This is a genomic window from Myxococcus sp. XM-1-1-1 (assembly GCF_020037095.1).
GTDB classification, from domain to species: Bacteria; Myxococcota; Myxococcia; order Myxococcales; family Myxococcaceae; genus Myxococcus; species Myxococcus fulvus.
The window spans coordinates 141,801-158,675 of record NZ_JAIQDH010000005.1 but is presented as its reverse complement, the minus strand read 5'-3'; the positions used below and the strand labels follow the sequence as shown (position 1 = coordinate 158,675).

General features: G+C 70.7%; 17 protein-coding genes. 11 read left to right on the top strand and 6 right to left on the bottom strand.

Annotation, left to right across the window (positions count from 1 at the left end; translation table 11 throughout):
- Nucleotides 1-49: 49 nt before the first annotated feature.
- Nucleotides 50-568, bottom strand: coding sequence for a transcription elongation factor GreA (greA, locus tag K8640_RS13115; protein ID WP_141323442.1), 519 nt, complete (start codon nt 566-568; stop codon nt 50-52).
- Nucleotides 569-753: 185 nt separating this feature from the next.
- On the opposite strand from greA, the gene K8640_RS13110 reads away from it, so the two are divergent.
- From K8640_RS13110 to K8640_RS13070, 9 genes are all read left to right on the top strand, one after another.
- Nucleotides 754-1,284 (top strand): FHA domain-containing protein, encoded by a 531-nt coding sequence (locus tag K8640_RS13110; RefSeq protein WP_141323443.1) that lies wholly within the window; start codon nt 754-756, stop codon nt 1,282-1,284.
- 44 nt (nt 1,285-1,328) lie between these two features.
- A complete protein-coding gene (locus K8640_RS13105; protein ID WP_223747347.1) occupies nt 1,329-1,733 on the top strand; it encodes an MGMT family protein in 405 nt (134 codons plus the stop codon).
- A gap of 139 nt (nt 1,734-1,872) precedes the next feature.
- On the top strand, nt 1,873-2,379 hold the full coding sequence (locus tag K8640_RS13100) for a M15 family metallopeptidase (protein ID WP_223747346.1): 507 nt from the start codon (nt 1,873-1,875) through the stop codon (nt 2,377-2,379).
- Between the two features lie 179 nt (nt 2,380-2,558).
- Nucleotides 2,559-3,455, top strand: coding sequence for a TIGR04222 domain-containing membrane protein (locus tag K8640_RS13095; protein ID WP_223747345.1), 897 nt, complete (start codon nt 2,559-2,561; stop codon nt 3,453-3,455).
- Nucleotides 3,456-3,457: 2 nt separating this feature from the next.
- Nucleotides 3,458-4,402, top strand: a complete 945-nt coding sequence (locus K8640_RS13090) for a DUF692 domain-containing protein (RefSeq protein WP_223747478.1) — start codon at nt 3,458-3,460, stop codon at nt 4,400-4,402.
- Entirely contained in the window at nt 4,399-4,929 is a 531-nt protein-coding gene (locus K8640_RS13085; protein ID WP_223747344.1) for a hypothetical protein, read from the top strand. The genes K8640_RS13090 and K8640_RS13085 overlap by 4 nt, the downstream gene beginning before the upstream one ends.
- Before the next feature lie 53 nt (nt 4,930-4,982).
- A complete protein-coding gene (locus tag K8640_RS13080; protein ID WP_223747343.1) occupies nt 4,983-7,205 on the top strand; it encodes a DUF4139 domain-containing protein in 2,223 nt (740 codons plus the stop codon).
- Nucleotides 7,205-8,767, top strand: a complete 1,563-nt coding sequence (locus tag K8640_RS13075; RefSeq protein WP_223747342.1) for a DUF4139 domain-containing protein — start codon at nt 7,205-7,207, stop codon at nt 8,765-8,767. The genes K8640_RS13080 and K8640_RS13075 overlap by 1 nt, the downstream gene beginning before the upstream one ends.
- 9 nt (nt 8,768-8,776) lie before the next feature.
- Nucleotides 8,777-9,493: a hypothetical protein gene (locus K8640_RS13070; protein WP_223747341.1), complete on the top strand. Its 717-nt coding sequence runs from the start codon at nt 8,777-8,779 to the stop codon at nt 9,491-9,493.
- Between the two features lie 16 nt (nt 9,494-9,509).
- Here K8640_RS13070 and K8640_RS13065 read toward each other — a convergent pair whose 3' ends face one another.
- The gene (locus K8640_RS13065; RefSeq protein WP_223747340.1) at nt 9,510-11,711 is read right to left on the bottom strand and encodes a transporter substrate-binding domain-containing protein; all 2,202 of its coding nucleotides are present in this window, start codon (nt 11,709-11,711) and stop codon (nt 9,510-9,512) included.
- Nucleotides 11,712-11,895: 184 nt separating this feature from the next.
- Here K8640_RS13065 and K8640_RS13060 point away from each other — a divergent pair, with 184 nt between their 5' ends.
- Nucleotides 11,896-12,489, top strand: coding sequence for an HD family hydrolase (locus K8640_RS13060; RefSeq protein WP_223747339.1), 594 nt, complete (start codon nt 11,896-11,898; stop codon nt 12,487-12,489).
- A 26-nt stretch (nt 12,490-12,515) separates the two neighbouring features.
- Here the strand turns inward: K8640_RS13060 and K8640_RS13055 are convergent, their stop codons facing one another.
- From K8640_RS13055 to def, 3 genes are all read right to left on the bottom strand, one after another.
- A complete protein-coding gene (locus K8640_RS13055; protein ID WP_223747338.1) occupies nt 12,516-13,364 on the bottom strand; it encodes an MBL fold metallo-hydrolase in 849 nt (282 codons plus the stop codon).
- A gap of 74 nt (nt 13,365-13,438) precedes the next feature.
- Nucleotides 13,439-14,083 carry a glutathione S-transferase domain-containing protein gene (locus tag K8640_RS13050; RefSeq protein ID WP_223747337.1) on the bottom strand — a complete coding sequence of 215 codons (645 nt, stop codon included), beginning with the start codon at nt 14,081-14,083 and terminating at the stop codon, nt 13,439-13,441.
- A 118-nt stretch (nt 14,084-14,201) separates the two neighbouring features.
- Complete coding sequence (gene def / locus K8640_RS13045) at nt 14,202-14,816, bottom strand: peptide deformylase (RefSeq protein WP_223747336.1); 615 nt, start codon at nt 14,814-14,816, stop codon at nt 14,202-14,204.
- A 128-nt stretch (nt 14,817-14,944) separates the two neighbouring features.
- Between def and K8640_RS13040 the strand changes: the two genes are divergently transcribed.
- Nucleotides 14,945-15,445, top strand: a complete 501-nt coding sequence (locus tag K8640_RS13040; RefSeq protein WP_141323456.1) for a hypothetical protein — start codon at nt 14,945-14,947, stop codon at nt 15,443-15,445.
- Nucleotides 15,446-15,452: 7 nt separating this feature from the next.
- On the opposite strand, the gene K8640_RS13035 is transcribed toward K8640_RS13040, so the two are convergent.
- Complete coding sequence (locus K8640_RS13035) at nt 15,453-16,610, bottom strand: fatty acid desaturase (protein WP_223747335.1); 1,158 nt, start codon at nt 16,608-16,610, stop codon at nt 15,453-15,455.
- Nucleotides 16,611-16,875: the final 265 nt, after the last annotated feature.

Below are 16,875 nucleotides of genomic sequence, written 5' to 3'. Positions count from 1 at the left end.
GCCCGCTCCCCCGTCGGCTGTCCTCAGCTGTTCCCGTCGGACGGCGGACTCAGCCCTCGCCAGCCGGGGCTTCGTCCTGGGGATCCTCGAAGCGGATCTCCTGGATCTCCAGCTCGCGCGTGCCACCGGGGCTCTGCACCGTGGCGATGTCGCCCACGCGCTTGCCGATGAGCGCCCGCGCCACCGGCGACGTCACGGCGAGCCAGCGCTTCTTCAGGTCCGCCTCCATCTCCCCGACGATGCGGTAGGTGACGGGCTTGTCCGTCTCCGTGTCCAGCAGGTCCACCGTCGCCCCGAAGATGACCTTGTCACCGCCCAGCTTGCTGGGGTCGATGACCTCCGCGCGCGCAATCCAGTCATTGAGGGTCAGGATGCGGCCCTCGATGTGGGACTGCTTCTCCTTCGCCGCGTGGTACTCCGCGTTCTCGCGCAGGTCCCCGTGGGCGCGGGCGACCTCGATCTCTCGCGAGATCTTGCCTCGCTCGACGGACTGCAGGTGCTTGAGCTCCGACTTGAGCTTGCGCAGCCCGGAGGGGGTCATCGGGATGTTGTCGCTCCCGCTAGCCATCGACACAGCTCCTTCCACCACTCCCAGGTTCACGAAAAAGTCGAGGGCCGGCGCTCCTCCCGGAGCCCGGCCCCCTCCATGAAGGTCCCAATGTAGGGAACCCGTGACATGCAGGTCAATGAAAGCCGTACAGGGACCCTCGCGGACGCTGGGCGCACGCGGGGTGAGCCGCTAGGCTGCCTTCCGTGCTGTCCGTCCAGGAATTGCGCGCGCTCGCCGCGTCACTGCCCGCCAGGGATTTCGAGCGCCAGCTGGGGCCCTTCGCCCTCATCCAGCGTCCCCCCTCGGAGGCCTCGGCCGCCGTGCTCGCGCCCACCCGCATGGCCGCGCCCGAGGACATCAGCCTGGGCATGATGACCCTCCTGTTCGAATTCGAACACCTGCGCGTCGCCACGCTCCCGCCGCTGCACGCCACGGACCGGCTGCGCATCGGCCGGCGCATGGACTGCGACGTGGTCATCGACGACGCGTCCGTCTCCAAGCTGCACGCCGAGCTGCGCTGGAACGAATCCCAGCACCGCTGCACGGTGCAGGACCTGGGCTCCACCAACGGCACGTTCCTCAACGCGGGCACCCTGGGCCTGCGCGAGGCGACGCTGCGCGACGGCGACATCCTCAGCTTCGGCAACGTGCAGTTCTGGTACCTGGAGGCCCGCACGCTGCACGAGCGCCTGAAGGCGGGCGAAGCCACGGGCCTGGGCTCGCGCAGCGGCTGAAGGCCCCACAGGGTGACAGTGTCCTCGACAGGAGCAACGCCCCCATGACGCAGCCCGCGCGCGACGAGCGCGACTACTTCGAGCGCATCTACACCGTCGTCCAGGCCGTCCCCTCCGGCAAGGTGGCCACCTACGGCGACATCGCGACCATCGTCGGTGACGGCTGCGACGCGAGGGTGGTCGGCCATGCGTTGGGCGCGCTGGGCGCACGCTCGGCCACGGTGCCCTGGCAGCGCATCATCAACCGCACGGGCGGCATCAGCCTGACGGGCCACGGACAGAGGGAGCTGCTCGAGGCCGAGGGCGTCGGGTTCGACGAGCGAGGCCAGGCGCGCATGGACCTGCACCACTGGTCCGGCCCGAGCGAGGACTGGGCGCGCGCCCGCGGCTTCCAACCATTGCCCGCGCCGACGGCCAAGCCCGCCGCCGCGCAGCTCTCGTTGTTCTGACGACGCGAAACCGTCCGTCGAGGGCTCGGCTCCCCGGCTGCTTGCCTGCGGGAATGGACGCGCGAAAGTCAGGCCCCAACCCCCCGGGCCGGATTCCGCCATGTCGCTCGCGCTATTCCGCTGGAGTGCCGTTCTCCTCGTGTGCCTCTTCACGACCGCCGTCCTCGCGGCCGAGGCCCGTCCTCGTCGCAAGGCGAAGGCCGCGAAGCTGGTCCACATCGATGGCGGCCACCGTCTCCACCGCGACGCGGCCTCCGCGCTCCAACGCATGACGTTGGACGCGGCGAAGCACGACATCGCCCTCCGGGTCACCAGCGGCTACCGCTCCCTGCCCGAGCAACGCCTCCTGTACGAGCAGTACCGCCGGGGTCGGGGCAACAAGGCGGCGCGGCCCGGACGCTCCAACCATCAGCGCGGGCTCGCGGTGGACCTGGTCATCGGCAAGCGCACGTCGAAGCGCTATCAATGGCTCCAGGCCAATGCCTGTCGCTTCGGCTTCCGCCGCACGGTGCCCTCCGAGCCGTGGCATTGGGAGTACCGCCCCAGCAGCACCTTCCCTCCCGTCGCCGGACACGACTGCACGGGCAAGGAGGTGAAGCGTCCCAAGCCCACGCCCGAGCCCGTCGCACGTCAGGACGCGAGCTGACCCTGGGTCGCGCAGGCCGCACCTCCCCAGCGAAAAGGCTTCCACGCTAGGCTGGCCGACAGGTCCCGACACATGGCGCCCCGGTGACACCCGGACGTCACGAAGACGTCACGGGACCGGGCTGTCACGTGCGCCCGGCAGCGTTTCATCAAGGGGCGAACCCACCGTGGGAGGGCGCAATGATGGACCCCTTGAACCTGTCGGGCCCGGATTTCCTCGCGCTGTATGTCCTGCTGGCCATGGGCGCCGTGGCGCTCGGACTGCTGCTGCGCTGGATGCTGCGCACACCGGGAGGCGGCCCGGACGTGTTGCCGCAGAAGCTGGACCCGTACGAGCTCGCGATGCTCTCCGGCCCCAAGGCCGTGGCGCACACGGCCCTGGCGAGGCTGCTCCACGACAAGGCCCTGGTCATGGACGGCACGACCCTGACGACGACGGGCAAGCGGTCCGACTTCGCGTCCCCTTTCGAGCGGCTCGTCTACGCCGCGGTCCATGAGTCGAAGAAGAGCAACGCGGAGCTGGTCGCCAGCATCGAGCCCGCGCTGGAGCGGCTCAAGCATCCCCTGCAACAGCGCGGCTGGTTGGTCGACGAAGGACAGGCCACGCGGGCCCGGTGGCTGCCGCTGCTGCCGCTGCTCGGCGTCCTCCTGCTGGGGCTCGCCAAGATCAACGTGGGCCTGGAGCGCGAGAAGCCCGTGTCCTTCCTGGTCTTCCTCTGCTTCGTCACGGCGGTCACCCTCTTCTTCCTCTCGAGGCCCGTGTGGACCAGCCGCCGGGGCTCGGCGCTGCTCCACGCGCTGCGCTGGAATCAGCAGCCGCTGAAGACGTCCGTCATGAGCACGGAGAACTCCCAGGTGATGAACAGTCAGGACCTGGGGGTGGCGGTGGCCCTCTTCGGCCTGGGCGCGGTGGCGATGAGCGACTTCGAGCTGATGCGCCGGCACATCGACCCCTCGGGCTCCTCCTTCGGCGGCGTGAGCAGCTCGAGCGGCTGCAGCGGCTCCAGCAGTTGCAGCAGCGGCGGCGACGGAGGCGGCGGTGGTGGTTGCGGCGGCTGCGGTGGAGGTGGCGATTGACGGTGCCCGGTCTTCGGGGAGTCGGCATCGGGTGGCGACGCGAGCTGGCGCTCTTCATCGACCGGCGCCCCGGGCTCGGCTTCGTGGAGGTGCTCGCCGAGCACCTCTCGCCGAAGGGCCCCGTCCCCGAGCCGCTCTCACGGCTGCGCGAGCGCGGTGTCCCCGTGGTGCTGCACGCGGTCTCGCTGGGTCTGGGCTCCGCGGAGCCGCCCGACCCGCGGCGGTTGGCGTGGCTGGCGGGACTGGCGGAGCGGCTGGGCGCGGTGTGCGTCAGCGAGCACCTCGCGTTCGTCCGCGCGGGAGGGCTCGAGTCGGGGCACCTGCTGCCGGTGCAGCGCTCCGAGGAGGCGCTGGAGGTGCTGACCGAGAACATCCGGATGGCCGAGGCCGCGCTGCCCGTGCCGCTCGCGCTGGAGAACGTGGCCTCGCTGTTCGAGTGGCCCGACGCGGCCTTCTCGGAAGAGGACCTGCTGCGCGGCGTGCTGGAGCGGACCGGGGCCTCGCTGCTCCTGGACGTGGCCAACCTCCACGCCCACGTGCTGAATCACGGCACGGATGCGGACGCGCTGCTCGCGGCCGTGCCTCGTGAGCGCTTGGCCTACGTCCACGTGGCCGGCGGCGTCCAGCGCGGCGGGCTGTATCACGACACGCATGCGCATCCGCTCCCCCCGGGGCCACTCACCTTGCTGGAGCGACTGGCCGCGCGACTGGGGCCCGTTCCGGTGATGCTCGAGCGCGATGACCGCTTCCCGCCCGAGGCGGAGCTCACCGCGGAGCTGTCCGCGATGGAGCAGGCGCTCCTGCGCGGCACGGAGCGACATGGCCGAGAGGCCCACCGAAGCACGCCCGAGCGAGATGTCCCCCGCGGGGTCCATGAGCAGCGGGATACGCGGAGTGCCACGCAGGAGCGCGGCGCCACCGACGCGAATCGGGAGGGCATGGCATGAGCGCCCGTGAGCGACAGGCCCGCGCCCAGGCGGAGCTCGTGCGCGCGCTCGGAGTCGGCGCGCCTGTTCCACCAGGGTTCGACGAGGCCCGCGTGCTCGCGGCCGCGCAGTCCCTGATGAGCAAGCGCCGCCGGGGCGTGGAGCGTGCGTGGCCCTTGCTGGCCTCCGCGCTCGGTCCCGACTTCGCGCCGCGCTTCGAGCAATGGGCCCGGTCCAACCCCATGTCCGTGGAGCCCGACTCGCGCGTGGAGGGACGGCGCTTCGCCCAGGCCCTGCGCGACGAGGGACGACTGCCGGGCGCCCTGTCCAGGGACCTGCTCGACTTCGACGCGAGCTGGCGCGTGACCCCCTCGGGCGAGCTGGTGCGGCGCTGGGGCATCGTGCTCGTTGGCCAGCGTCACGACACGACGCGCCGGCGCCAGTGGGCCCTGCGACTGCCCGGTGGACGCGTGCTGCGGTGGGCCCCGGAACCCCACCCCCAGGGCCCCACGGCCCCACCCGGGGTGGACGTCCCCAGGGGGACATGATTCCGGAGCCCATCTCGACTACCCTTGCGCCCTCACCTGAGCCGAGGGGGCGCATGCTCGTCGTGCCATCCATGTTGGATGCGGTCACCGTTCACGCGGAGGGGGCGCTCTGCACGCGCATCGCCACCCTCCAGCTGGTGGAGGACCGCGTCCCCAATGAAATCCAGCTCAACGGACTTCCCCTCTCGCTGCGAACCGGGACGCTCCGGGCCGCGGTGCGACAGGGCCCGCCCGGCCTCACCATCCGCGCCATCCGGCCCACCTTCGATGTCCAGCTCCCTCCCGAGGTCGACGTCCCCCAGGAGCACCGCGCCCTGGAGGAAGCCCTCTCGCGCGTCTCGGACGTGACGGCGCGCCTGGAGGTCACCCGGCGCGAGCTGCAGGCCGTGGGCAAGCTCAAGCCCACCTTCCCGCCGCAGAAGAAGGCCCGCTACACGCCCCACCAGACGCCCCTCGACGCACTGCTGGCGCTCACGTCCTTCGTGGACACGGAGCTGGCCACGCTGAACGCGCGGCAGCTCGACCTGGAGCGGGAGCTGCGCGACGCGGAGAGCGACGTCCGCCTGCGACGCCAGCGCCTGCACGAGGCCTCCTCGTCCGTCCGCGGCGAGCGCGCCCGCGTGTACCGCGCCGCGGTGCTCACGCTGTCCGGCACCCCCTGGCCCCGCGAGACGCCCGCGCTCATCGCGCTGGAGTACGCGGTGCCCGGCGCGCTCTGGGTGCCCACCTACGACTTGCGGCTGCCTCGCACGCTGGAGGAAGGCTCGCTGCGCATGAGGGCCACCGTCAGCCAGAACACCGGCGAGGACTGGACCGGCGTGAAGCTGTCCGTGTCCACCGCCGCCCTGGACCGCCGGGCCGAGGTCCCCGAGCTCAAGGCGCTGCGCATCGGTCGTCGCCAGCCGCCACCGCCGCGCTCGGGCTGGCGTGAGCCACCGCCGGGGCTCGACGAGCTGTTCGCGGGCTACGACGCCCGGCGCGCTCCGGCGCTCACCAAGCCGAGGCCGCCGCCGATGGAGCCACCTCCGCCCCCCGCGCCCGCGCCGTACGTCGCGGACCACGAGAGCACTGACTCGGGAATGGAGAGGCTCCGCAGCGCGCCCGGTGGCGCCGTGGGCTCCGCGCCACCGTCGGCGAGGGCCAAGCGTCTCGCCGCTCCGTCCGTACCGCCCCGTCCCTCCATGGCGCCCCAGCGGGAGCTGTCGCGCTCGCGAGGCGGCTTCGCCAGGAACCAGGCGCCCCTGGAGGAAGAGGTCCTGGCCGAAGCGCCGGGCGACGACGACGACATGCCGATGGCCTCCATGGACCTCGCCGACTTCGACGGGGCCAGGGGAGGTGGAGGCGCCAGCGTGGACCGACTCTCCGCCGCCGCGCCGCGCCTGGAGCCCTCCGACAGCCTGCTGGACTACGACCGGCTCACGCTGGCCGCCGCCGATGACCTGGAGGGCCGGGGCCGACTGCGCTCACGTCCCACCCACGTCACGCGGGAGCTCATCGCGCTGCAGGCCATGCAGATCCAGGTGAACGTCCTCTCGTTCATCGCCGTGAGCGAGCAGCAGGTGTCGAGCCTCCGCCAGTTGCCCCTTCCGACGTGGTCCGTGCCGCCGCGCGAGTCGGCGATGCACTTCGACGCGAAGTTCGATCTGGAGTCGAGGGTCGACGTGCCCTCGGACTCGGCCTGGCACACGTTGCCGGTGTTGTCGGTGCCGGTGGGCCTGTCCGCCGAGTACGTCATCGTCCCCTCCGTGGAGCCGAGGGCCTTCCGCACGGTGCGCGTGGAGAACCGGACGCCCTACCCGCTGCTCGCCGGCCCCGTGGACGTCACGCTCGGCGACGAGTTCCTGATGACCTCCCCGCTACCCACCATGCCCCCGGGAGCCACGCAGCGCCTGGGCCTGGGCGTGGAGGAGTCCATCAAGGTCGCGCGCAACACGCGGTTCGACGAGGCCACCGGCGGCATCTTCGGTGGCGCGACGATGCTCACGCACCACGTGTCGGTGGAGCTGGCCAACCGGCTCTCCAACCGCATCCTCGTGGAGGTCTGCGAGCGCGTGCCCGCCGTGCCCACCGGCTACGAGAAGGACATCAAGGTGGAGGAGATGGAGACGGCGCCCCCCTGGCAGAAGCGCACGCCGCTTCCGGGCGAGGCCCCCGTGGAAGGCGAGCGTGCCTGGCGCGTGGTGCTCCAGCCCGGTGAGGCGCAGACCCTGAAGGCGACGTGGACCGTGAAGATTCCCGCCAGCAAGATGCTGGGCGGCGGAAACCGGAGGACCTGATGAGCACGCCCCTCACCCTGCCGGTGGTCAAGGTCACCGTCCTGGAAGATCGCGCGCTCGTCGAGCGTCGCGGAGAAGTCCCGTTGGTCCCCGGAGCGCAGCGGCTGGTCATCGCCGGCCTGTCGCCGCTGGCGGTGGACCGCTCGCTCCAGGCGAAGCTCGCCGGAGGCACCGTGTCCCAGGCCCGCGTGCGCCGCGTGACGCGCGCCCAGCCTCCGGAGGCGCTGCGCGAGCACGCCACGGAGCTGAGCCGTCGCGTCGCGGACCTGGAGCGCCTGGAGCGACAGGCCCGCGCGGACCGGGAGCGGCTGAACACGCGCCACGGCCTGCTCACCGCGGCCCACGCGGACGTGTACCGCGCCATCTCCGAGCAGTCCGGCGGAGGCGTCGCGCAGCCCGACACGTGGAAGCAGCAGCTCGACAACGTGCGCGAGGCGCTGGAGGCCGTGGACTCGGCCCGGCGACTGGCGGCCGTGGAGGAGCAGCGCCTGCAACAGCAGCTCGCGCAGGCGCGCGGCGCGCTGTCGAACACGCAGAAGCCCGAGACGAAGCTGGACGTGCACGCCGAGCTCGAGGTCGGCCATCCCGCGGGCGGCACGGCGCTGCTGTCCATCACCTACCTGGTGCCCTGCGCCGCGTGGCGTCCAGCGTACCGCGCGACGCTGGAGCCGGCCCAGGGCACCCAGGGTCCGACGGTGCGCCTGGAGTGCGAGGCCGTGGTGTGGCAGCGCACCGAGGAGGAATGGAAGGACGTGGAGCTGGCGCTGTCCACGGCGCGTCCCACGCTGGGCGCGGCGCCGCCCCGGCTGGAGTCGGACTGGCTCTTCCTGCGCGACAAGACGGAGCGCGAGAAGCAGGTGGTGGACGTCTCGGTGCGCGAGGAGGTCATCCAGAACACGGGCGAGGGCGCCGGTGCCCGACGCGACGAGGGCCTTCCCGGCATGGATGACGGCGGCGAGGCGCTGTCCCTCACCGCGCCCCACCGCGCCCACATCCCCGCGGACGGAGAGCCGCACCGCATCCCCCTGTTCCACTTCACCGCGCCTGCCGCGTCGGAGCTGGTGGTGTGCCCGGAGCTGTCGCCGCTGGTGCACCGCGTGGCGAGGTTCGACAACGTGGGCCCGTCCGTGTTGCTGGCGGGGCCGGTGGACCTGGTGCGGACCAGCGGCTACGTGGGGCGCTCGCAGCTGCGCTTCACCGGCAAGGGCGAGCGCGTGCGCCTGGGCTTCGGCAGCGAGGACTCGCTGCGCGTCGCCCGGATGACGGACATCCAGGAGGAGACGAGCCGGCTGTCGGGGCGCAAGCAGAAGACGCACCACGTGAAGATGTTCCTCTCCAACATGAGCGCCCAGCCCGCGGCGGTGGCGCTGGAGGAGCGCATCCCCGTCTCGGAGGTGGAGTCGGTGGAGGTGACGCTCCAGAAGGACACCACCCGCCCGGCGCCCACGAAGGTGAGCGCGGAGGGCATCGCCCGCTTCGAGCTGACGGCGCCGCCGCGCTCTCAGCAGGAGTTGACGTTGGTCTACACGGTGAGCAGCGCCGCGAAGGTGGCGGGGCTCTAGAGGTCCCTCATGCGCACGTCCCTGTATGGACTCGGGTTGCTCATGGCGTGGGGGCCGGTGTCCCCGGCCTTCGCCGACACGCCGCCTCCTCCACCGGAGCCCGAGCAGGAGCGGCGCATCCCCCAGGTCGCCGTGGACGTGGGCGGCGGCTGGGGGCGGATGCAGCACCCGACCACGGACATCCCCGGGCTGAGGAACGAGGTGCGCACCGTGGGCGCCCGGGCCAACGCGGTGCGACTGGCCGGAGGAATCCACTTCAACATGGTGCGCGGCTCCGGTCGGACGGACTGGTGGTGGACCAATGGCGTGGACTGGTACCTGCTGGGTGACGACGTCCAGGTCCTGGCGCTGCGGCCGGGCCTGGAGAAGCGCCTGGCGCTCACGGACTCGCTGAGCCTGGGCGTGAGCCTCTTCGGCGCCGCGTCGGAGGTGTCGCTCGCCACCGGCCGCATCTCCGCGAACATCCCCGGGACGGGCGGCGGAGACCCGGTCATCGACGGCCGGTACTTCCAGGCGCGCTCGCGCAAGTGGATCTTCGGCGGAGGCGCGGGCGCGGCGCTGCAGTACCAGCTCAACCGCTGGTTCCACACGCGGATGCAGGTCGGCTACACGCAGTTCGTGTCGCAGGCGAAGAACTTCCAGGTGAGCCCGGTGAAGGGCCCGGACAGCTTCTCCGTCTCGCTCAGCGGCCCGTGGGCCGCGGCCTACGTGGGCGTGGGACTGTGACTCCGTCCCGTGCCCGTCAGTGCTGGACGACGGACACGTAGGCGCCGTAGCGCGTCTGGATTTCGGAGACGTACTTCACGGGCTCCGAGCCCCGGCAGTAGCCATGCCGCGCGCGGCGGTAGTGCTTGGGCTTCTCCAGGAGGAGCATGGCCTTCTCCACGTTGCCGAACCAGCGGTTGGGGTCCAGGCCCTGCTCCTGCGCGAGCCGGCGCGCGTCCAGCACGTGGCCCAGGCCCGCGTTGTAGGAGGCCAGGGCGAAGCGCAGGCGCTGCTTGAAGGGAATCTCCGGGGCGATGCGGCCGAGGAGCTGGTGCATGTACTTCACGCCCGCGTGGATGCCCTGCTCAGGGTCTTCGAGCTTGCGGAAGCCCAGCTCGCGGCCCGTGGCGGGCATGACCTGGAAGAGGCCCTGCGCGCCCACCCAGCTGCGCGCCGTGGGGTCGAAGCGGCTCTCCTGGAACATCTGCGCAACCATCAGCCGCCAGTCCATTCCGTAGCGCGAGGAGTACGAGCGCACCAGCAGGTCGTAGGGGGAGATGGTGCCCGCGGCCACGGCCGCCTCGGTGGTCGCCGGGGCCTCGGCGCGGCGGCCCTCGAAGTAGCGGCGGCGAGCCAGGTTGTATTCGGTCCCGCGGTAGGTCTTCTGCACGAAGCCGTCGAGGAAGGCGCGCAGCTTCACGCTCCCCGGGCGCACGGCGAAGGCGATGCCGTGGTGTCCGTCCTTGCCCGCGGGCGCGCCCTGCCCCGGTACCGTCAAAGCGGCCTCCACGTCCTCGCGATAGACGCGCTCGGCGGCGAGGATGTGGCTGTCCGTGACGGTGAAGGGAATCTCGCCGCGCGCCACGCGGTCGATGAGCGTCTCGGTGTCCTGGTCCTCGGGCTCCTCGACGACGGTGAACCCGTGCTGGGTCGCGAGGGTGCTCAGATTGGAGAAGTGACTGGACGTGCGACGCACGTGGATGGACTGGCCCTTCAGGTCCGCGAGGAAGGCGGGACGCGGCGAGCCGACCCGCTGCACGAGGACCTCCTCCACGAAGAGATACGGGCGACTGAAGGCGACCTCGCGCTGGCGCTCGGGCGTGACGGTGAGCGCGGCGGCGATGACGTCGCCACGGCCCTCCTTGAGCCACGTGAGCAGCTCCTCATACGTGTCCGGAACGACGACCTCCAGGCGCACCTTGAGCGCATCCGCGGCGAGCTTCGCCATCTGGTAGTCGAAGCCCGCCTGTTCGCCGCGGTGGAGGAAGTACGTGACGGGGCTGTTGCGCGTGAGGACGCGGAGCACGCCGCGCTTGCGGATGCCGTCGAGGTCTCCGGTGAAGCGCTGCTCGCGGTGGTCGGTGAGGGCGCGCTCGACGAGGAAGGCGTCCAGCGCGGTGCGCAGCAGGGGGTTCTCCAGCCGCACGGCCCAGGCGAGGGCGCGCTTCTCCGCGACGGGAAAGAGCGCCTCGACGTCCGGGTTGTAGGTCTGGATGGCCGCGAGCAGGTGGCTGTCGACCACGGTAAGGGGCAGCTCGCCGCGGGAGACCTTCCACACGAGCTCCTCGGAGTCGAGGCTCTCGGGCTCGGGATGGACGGTGAGGCCCGGGGCCTGGGCTTTCGCGAGCGCGGCGAGGGACGTGGCGAAGGTGGAGCTGGCGCGCACGTGCACGGCGCGGCCCGCGAGGTCCTGAGGCTTGCGCGGCAGGTCCGTGGCGCCCTTCTTGCCGACGAGCACCTCGTTGACCAGGGCGATGGGGCGGGTGAAGGACAGCTCGCGGGAGCGCTCCGGGGTGACGGTGAGGTCGGCGGCGATGATGTCCCCGCGCCCCTCTTTCAGCAGGGGGATGAGCTGGTCGAAGCGCTCCACGGCGATGAGCTCGACGGACACGCCGTGCTTCTCGGCGAAGCTCTCCAGCAGCTCGCGGTCCTGCGAGCGGGGCGTGCCCTGGCGAGGCAGGGAGCTCTCATCGGTGGTCTCCACGAGGATGCGCAGCACGCCGCGCTTGCGCAGGGCCGGGAGGTCACCGGTGAACGGGGGCTCGGGAGGCTTCGCGGGCTCGGCGTCGGGCGGCGCGGCTTCGGCGACGAGCGGCAGGGGTGTCTCGGGGAACGGCAGGTCTTCGGGCTCCGTGACAACGGGCGCGGCCACGGGCGCCGGCGGGGGCGCGGGAGGCTCCTGCTTGCAGGCGACGACACACACGAGCAGCGCGGCGACGAACCAACGAGACGACTCCATGGGTGCTTCCCCCTCCTCGGAGCCATGTCCGGATGCGTGGACACGCTCCCCTCGCCTCCCCTCTACCCGAGGTGACGGGGTGAACGCACGTGGGCCCAGCGAAGACGCACACGGAGGGTTCCCGGACCTGGGACGGCGACCCACCCGGAGTACGGACGCGGGCCGGTGTACCGTGGAGGGCGACATGAAGACGAAGAGCTCGCCGCCCGTGGCCCTGTTGCGAGGACGCAAGACGCTCCCGCTCATCGAGACGTACTTCGAGCTGAACCACTTGAAGCAGCTCTTCCGTCAGGGCTGGCTGCGGGTGGGCATTCCGGTCGAGCGCTGCGAGAGCGTGGCGGAGCACTCGCTCTTTGTGGCGCTGCTGTGCCTGTTCATCGCGGACAGTCACTTCCCGGAGGCGGACGCGAGCCGCGCGGTGCGCATCGCGCTGCTGCATGACCTGGGTGAGGCGTACGTGGGAGACCTGACGCCGCACGACGGCGTGGGGCGTGAGGACAAGCACGCGCTGGAGCGGCGGGCCATGGAGCAGCTCGTGGGCAAGCTGCCGCGCGGCGCGGAGTACCTGGCGCTCTGGGACGAGTACGAGCAGGGCACGTCGTTCGAGGCGCGGCTCGTGCGGCAGGTGGACCGACTGGAGATGGGGCTGCAGGCCTGCGTCTACGAGCACCAGGGCGAGGGAGACCTGTCCGAATTCTTCGCGTCGGTGGAGAAGGTGCTGGAGGCGCCCGAGCTGCGCGCCGTGCTCGAGGAACTGGAGGCGCTGCGTCCGGACTGAAGGCGCTCAGGTCGACGGTCCAGTGCTCAACCGAACCAGCGGCCCGACTCGGGCGCGAAGATGCGGACGCGCTCCGCGAGCGTGGGCGGCAACCGCTCACGAACGAGGGCGTGCACCTCCTGCGGCCCGAGCGCCTGGCTGAAGTGCATGAGCACGAGGGCCTCGTTGCGGAAGCGGTCAGCCTGGGCGAGGAGTTCGTCGAGGTGGAGGTGCGCGCGATCTCGCGCGTCCTGCACGGAGCGCTTCGGGTCGACGAAGGTGCACTCGATGACGAGCACGCGCGAGTCGAACAAGGTCGGCTCGGTCTCCAGGATGCGCGAGAGCGTGTCCGTCGCGTACGCGAGCTCCAGGTGGTCCACCTGCGTGAAGAGGTCCTCACCGGCCTTGCGGCGCTGGGCGATCTCCTGAGGCGGCAGCGCGAGGAACTCGGGGCGGAGCTTCGTCGCGCGGCGGAAGAACTGATAGCCGAGCGAAGGCACGGGGTGATGCGTGCGGAAGGCGCGCACGTGGAGCCCCTGCCCCAGGGGCTGCGCATCTCCGTGCCGCATGGGGACGGTGGTCACCTCCATCGACGTGTGATGGAGCCGGGAGAGGACCTGGAGGGCCTCGTGGACGTGCGCCTCGATTTCGGCGGGGATGAAGAGCTGCGGAGCGCCCTTCCCCATCAACCGGCGGATGCCGAGCAGCGCCCCGAGCGCGCTGGCGTGGTCCGGGTGCGCATGGCTGAGGAAGATGCGATCGCACCCGGCGAACGAGCGGATGGGGATGCCGACGTCGAGCACCACGTCGAGCTCGGGCACCTGGAGGGAGGTGTAGACACCGCCGACGGAGATGCCTCGGACGGTATAGGGACCTGCCTGGACCTCGGTGATCATCGCCGTCGCTTATCGCGCGACTCGTGTCACGTCGCAACCCGGGGCACGGCAGGCCCCGGGCATGACGCGAGTGCTCAGGTGTCGAAGCGGAAGGTCGTCTCGACGCACGAGGCGCGCTGGCCGAATCGCTGACAGAACGCGGTGAGCGCCGCGTAGGGAGTGGTGTCCAGCACCTCGCGGAACGACAGGTGCATCACGAGGCAATAGAGGGAGACCTCGAGGAAGCTCACACTTCGCTCCGAGGGGAGCTCGGCGAGCGCGGCGTCCACGTTCTGCTCCAGCCACGCCATCATGTTGAGCAGGCTCGTGCGCAGCTTGTCGTGGTGAGCCCCGGACTGGGCCCCGCCCCCCACCTTGGACATGACGATCGTCACCTCCGTGGCCATGGTCTGGAGGACCAGCTCCTGCATGTTGGCGGACAGGGACTCGGTCAGGTCCTCGGGCCACAGCACGCGTGCTTTGTGGGTGGAGTGGCGCCGCAGCTCGCGACAGACATTGAGCGTACCGAACCACGAGCCTCGGGCCGTGCGCAGCACGGGAATCTTGAGCGCGGGATTGCCGCCGTAATCCTGGAGATTGGGCGACATGATGTCGCGCAGGATGTGGAAGTCGTAGGCGACGCCCAGCTCCGCCGCGAAGATGCGCGCGATGCGGGTGAAGTGAGAACTCGAGCGGCCAATCAGGATGGGCCGGGTGAGGTCTTCGTTCGCGACAGTCATCGGTGTACCCCCGTCAGGGTTTGACGGAGGTCACCGTAGGCGCTCCCCTCCCCGGGTACAACGCGCGGAGGACTCGACTTCGCGCTGTACCGCTGGGGGACTGTCGAAGCTGTGCTCCTCAGGCCGAGGACGCGTCGGTGTCGGAGGCAATCCGGAGCGCGGACCGCACCTCGGCGGTGGAGCGCCCGGCCCAGTGGCGACGATGGTTCTCCCCCGTCGTGAAGCTGCGAGTGGCCATCCGGTCGACGTAGAGCGTACCGTCGAGGTGGTCCAGTTCGTGCTGGAGGATGCGGGCGTACCAGCCCGAGGCGCGAATCGTCACGGGGCGGCCCTGCTCGTCCAGCGCCTCCACGCGCACGCCACGTGCTCGGGCCACGAGCGCCGCGAAGCCCGTCACGCTGAGGCAGCCCTCGTGGAACTCGGCGGGGGTCGCGTCCTCCACCGTCAGCTTCGGGTTGATGAGCACATGGAAGGGCACCGGCTGCCGCTCGCGCGCCGCGAGGTCCGCGGGTGCCACGCCGGCCTGGTACTCCGCGCGGTCCTCGATGACGACCAGCCGAAGGCCCACGCCGACCTGGGGCGCCGCGAGCCCCACGCCCGGGGCGTCTCGCATCGTGTCGCGCATCAACACGATGAGCCGCTGAATCTCCGGACTGCCAATCTCCTCGGGCGTCAGGTCTCGCGCCTGTTGACGCAGCACCGGCTCTCCCGCCTGGACGATCTTGAGCACCATGCGACGAGCGTAGCAGGCGAACTGGAGTCCCCTGCCGCCGAAAAACGGCGGCCCGCGATTCGTATGTCAGGCCACGCTGTTCGCCCCCCATTGGCCTGGCTTGTGAGCAGAGGTTAGGCTGCGGTCCCATGGCTCGTCGCAAGAAGGCCGATGAGATCGCCGCGCGTGTCCGCAACCTGATTGCGATGGACGCGGCTGGAATCATGCGCCGGTTGGAAGCAAGGCGCGACGAGATGTTCGCGCTCTTCTCGCGTTTGCGCAGCCGGGAGCCGCTACTGGAGACCATCGCCTCGCGGTACGCGGAGGGGGCCTTCGAGCAGCTCATCCACCTGCCCGAGCAGGAGCAGGCGGTGGTGGACCGGTACTACACGCACCTGGACGAGCTGCGCTGGTACTTCACGTACACCGAGGACATGCCGGGCACGGCGCAGGTGAACTTCATCAAGCTGCACAAGCGGCTGGAGGAGTCCTACCGGGTGCTCGTGGTGACGCTCGGGCCGCCGGTCTCCGCCGATGGTGCGCGGGTGGTGGATGCGGAGGTCCTGCGCCGTGAGGACAACGGTGGCACGGCGGAGAAGACGCTGACGCGGGCCATGCCGCCCCGCCAGCGTCGCGCGTCGCCGAGCTGAGCTGGAGTCACGCCACGTGAGCCTGGAGTGACTCGGGGGCGACCGGAGCGGTCTCCGCGCTCTCGCGCGGGGTGAGCTTGCGCATGGAGCGCTTGCCCACGACGACGTCCACCATCTTCCGGACGCGGGTCCAGACGCTCTCCTGGACGTAGGGGATGCCGTACTTCTGGCAGAGCGCGAGGACCTTGGGCTGGGCCTCGCGGTACTTGAGCATCGGCAGGTCGGGCCAGATGTGGTGTTCGATCTGGTAGTTCAGCCAGAGGTGGGCGAAGTCGTTGAGGTCTCCGCCGGTGCGGTAGTTCGCGCTGCCGATGACCTGCTGGACGTAGCGCTCGCCCTTGTTCGCGGGGGACGTGTCGAAGCGGTACAGGTCCTCGCCGGTGTGGTTGGGGCCGACGACGAGGAACGTGTGGACGCTGGTGAGCACGTCCGCCATCAGCGAGTTGCAGAACGCGCTGAACGCCGCCCAGGGACCGATGATGAGGAACAGGGCCGGGAAGAGGACGAACTGGACGGCGGCGTACGGGAGGTAGCAGCGCAGCAGCAGTTCCTTCCACTCGGCGCCGGAGAGCGAGCCACCATCGCGACGGCCCTTGCGGCGCAGGGCGCTGAGCGTCTCGGGGGCGTAGTACGAGGCGCGCCAGGTGAGGGCCAGGAGCGTGAGCTGGACGTAGCGCAGGAACAGGGGCCGGGCCGGGTTGCGCAGCGTGCCCTCCGCGTTGCGCTCGAGGAGGTCGGGGTCCGACTCCTCACCGGTGTACGAGTGGTGGAGGACGTTGTGCTCGAACACCCAGGCATCCGGGAGCATCCAGTCGAGCCAATCGAGATAGCGACGTGCGCCCTTGGCGAAGCCCTTGCCGGTACGGGACGCGGGGAGCCCGGGGACGCGGTCATAGCCGCGGTGTCCCACGTGATGCATGAGGAGCCAGCGCGTCGAGCGGCCCACACTGAGCGCGGCGGCGCTGAACGGGTTCGGGGCGATCCAGCAGGTGGCGATGCCCAGCAGCGTGCCGATGCGGCCCCAGCGCTCGATCTTGCGGAGATGCTTCGCATCCGCTTCGCCCAGATTGGCGTCGAGCTCCGCGCGCAGTGCCTTCAGGTCCCGGTGGAAGCCCTCCACGTCCACGGAGGCGATGTTGAAGGCGGGGGGCAGAGACGACGACATGCGTGAAGCTCCTCGGGGGAGGATGTAGGTCCAGGGGCGGAAGCAGCGCGTCAAGGGTAGCCGCCCAAGCGTGGGACGGGAAGCGCTTCCGTCCGGCGACGAAGGCAGAGCACACCGCGAGCGAACCCAATGCCAGATGCAATACCACCACGGTAGTAGGGTCAAAGCGTGACACAGGGTCTGCCTTGACCTTGCTCAAACAGCCGATACCGAGAGGTGTTTGAGTGATTCGCGCCATGCGTTAGCGTGTAAGGGATGCGGCGGT

What these genes read in the sequence shown, in the direction of transcription:
- K8640_RS13095 (WP_223747345.1), top strand. Translation starts at nt 2,559, where the DNA reads ATGATGGACCCCTTGAACCTGTCGGGCCCGGATTTCCTCGCGCTGTAT.
- K8640_RS13075 (WP_223747342.1), top strand. Translation starts at nt 7,205, where the DNA reads ATGAGCACGCCCCTCACCCTGCCGGTGGTCAAGGTCACCGTCCTGGAA.
- K8640_RS13080 (WP_223747343.1), top strand. Translation starts at nt 4,983, where the DNA reads ATGCTCGTCGTGCCATCCATGTTGGATGCGGTCACCGTTCACGCGGAG.
- greA (WP_141323442.1), bottom strand. Translation starts at nt 568, where the DNA reads ATGGCTAGCGGGAGCGACAACATCCCGATGACCCCCTCCGGGCTGCGC.
- K8640_RS13065 (WP_223747340.1), bottom strand. Translation starts at nt 11,711, where the DNA reads ATGGAGTCGTCTCGTTGGTTCGTCGCCGCGCTGCTCGTGTGTGTCGTC.
- K8640_RS13050 (WP_223747337.1), bottom strand. Translation starts at nt 14,083, where the DNA reads ATGACTGTCGCGAACGAAGACCTCACCCGGCCCATCCTGATTGGCCGC.
- K8640_RS13055 (WP_223747338.1), bottom strand. Translation starts at nt 13,364, where the DNA reads ATGATCACCGAGGTCCAGGCAGGTCCCTATACCGTCCGAGGCATCTCC.
- K8640_RS13035 (WP_223747335.1), bottom strand. Translation starts at nt 16,610, where the DNA reads ATGTCGTCGTCTCTGCCCCCCGCCTTCAACATCGCCTCCGTGGACGTG.
- K8640_RS13040 (WP_141323456.1), top strand. Translation starts at nt 14,945, where the DNA reads ATGGCTCGTCGCAAGAAGGCCGATGAGATCGCCGCGCGTGTCCGCAAC.
- K8640_RS13070 (WP_223747341.1), top strand. Translation starts at nt 8,777, where the DNA reads ATGCGCACGTCCCTGTATGGACTCGGGTTGCTCATGGCGTGGGGGCCG.
- K8640_RS13105 (WP_223747347.1), top strand. Translation starts at nt 1,329, where the DNA reads ATGACGCAGCCCGCGCGCGACGAGCGCGACTACTTCGAGCGCATCTAC.
- def (WP_223747336.1), bottom strand. Translation starts at nt 14,816, where the DNA reads ATGGTGCTCAAGATCGTCCAGGCGGGAGAGCCGGTGCTGCGTCAACAG.
- K8640_RS13085 (WP_223747344.1), top strand. Translation starts at nt 4,399, where the DNA reads ATGAGCGCCCGTGAGCGACAGGCCCGCGCCCAGGCGGAGCTCGTGCGC.
- K8640_RS13060 (WP_223747339.1), top strand. Translation starts at nt 11,896, where the DNA reads ATGAAGACGAAGAGCTCGCCGCCCGTGGCCCTGTTGCGAGGACGCAAG.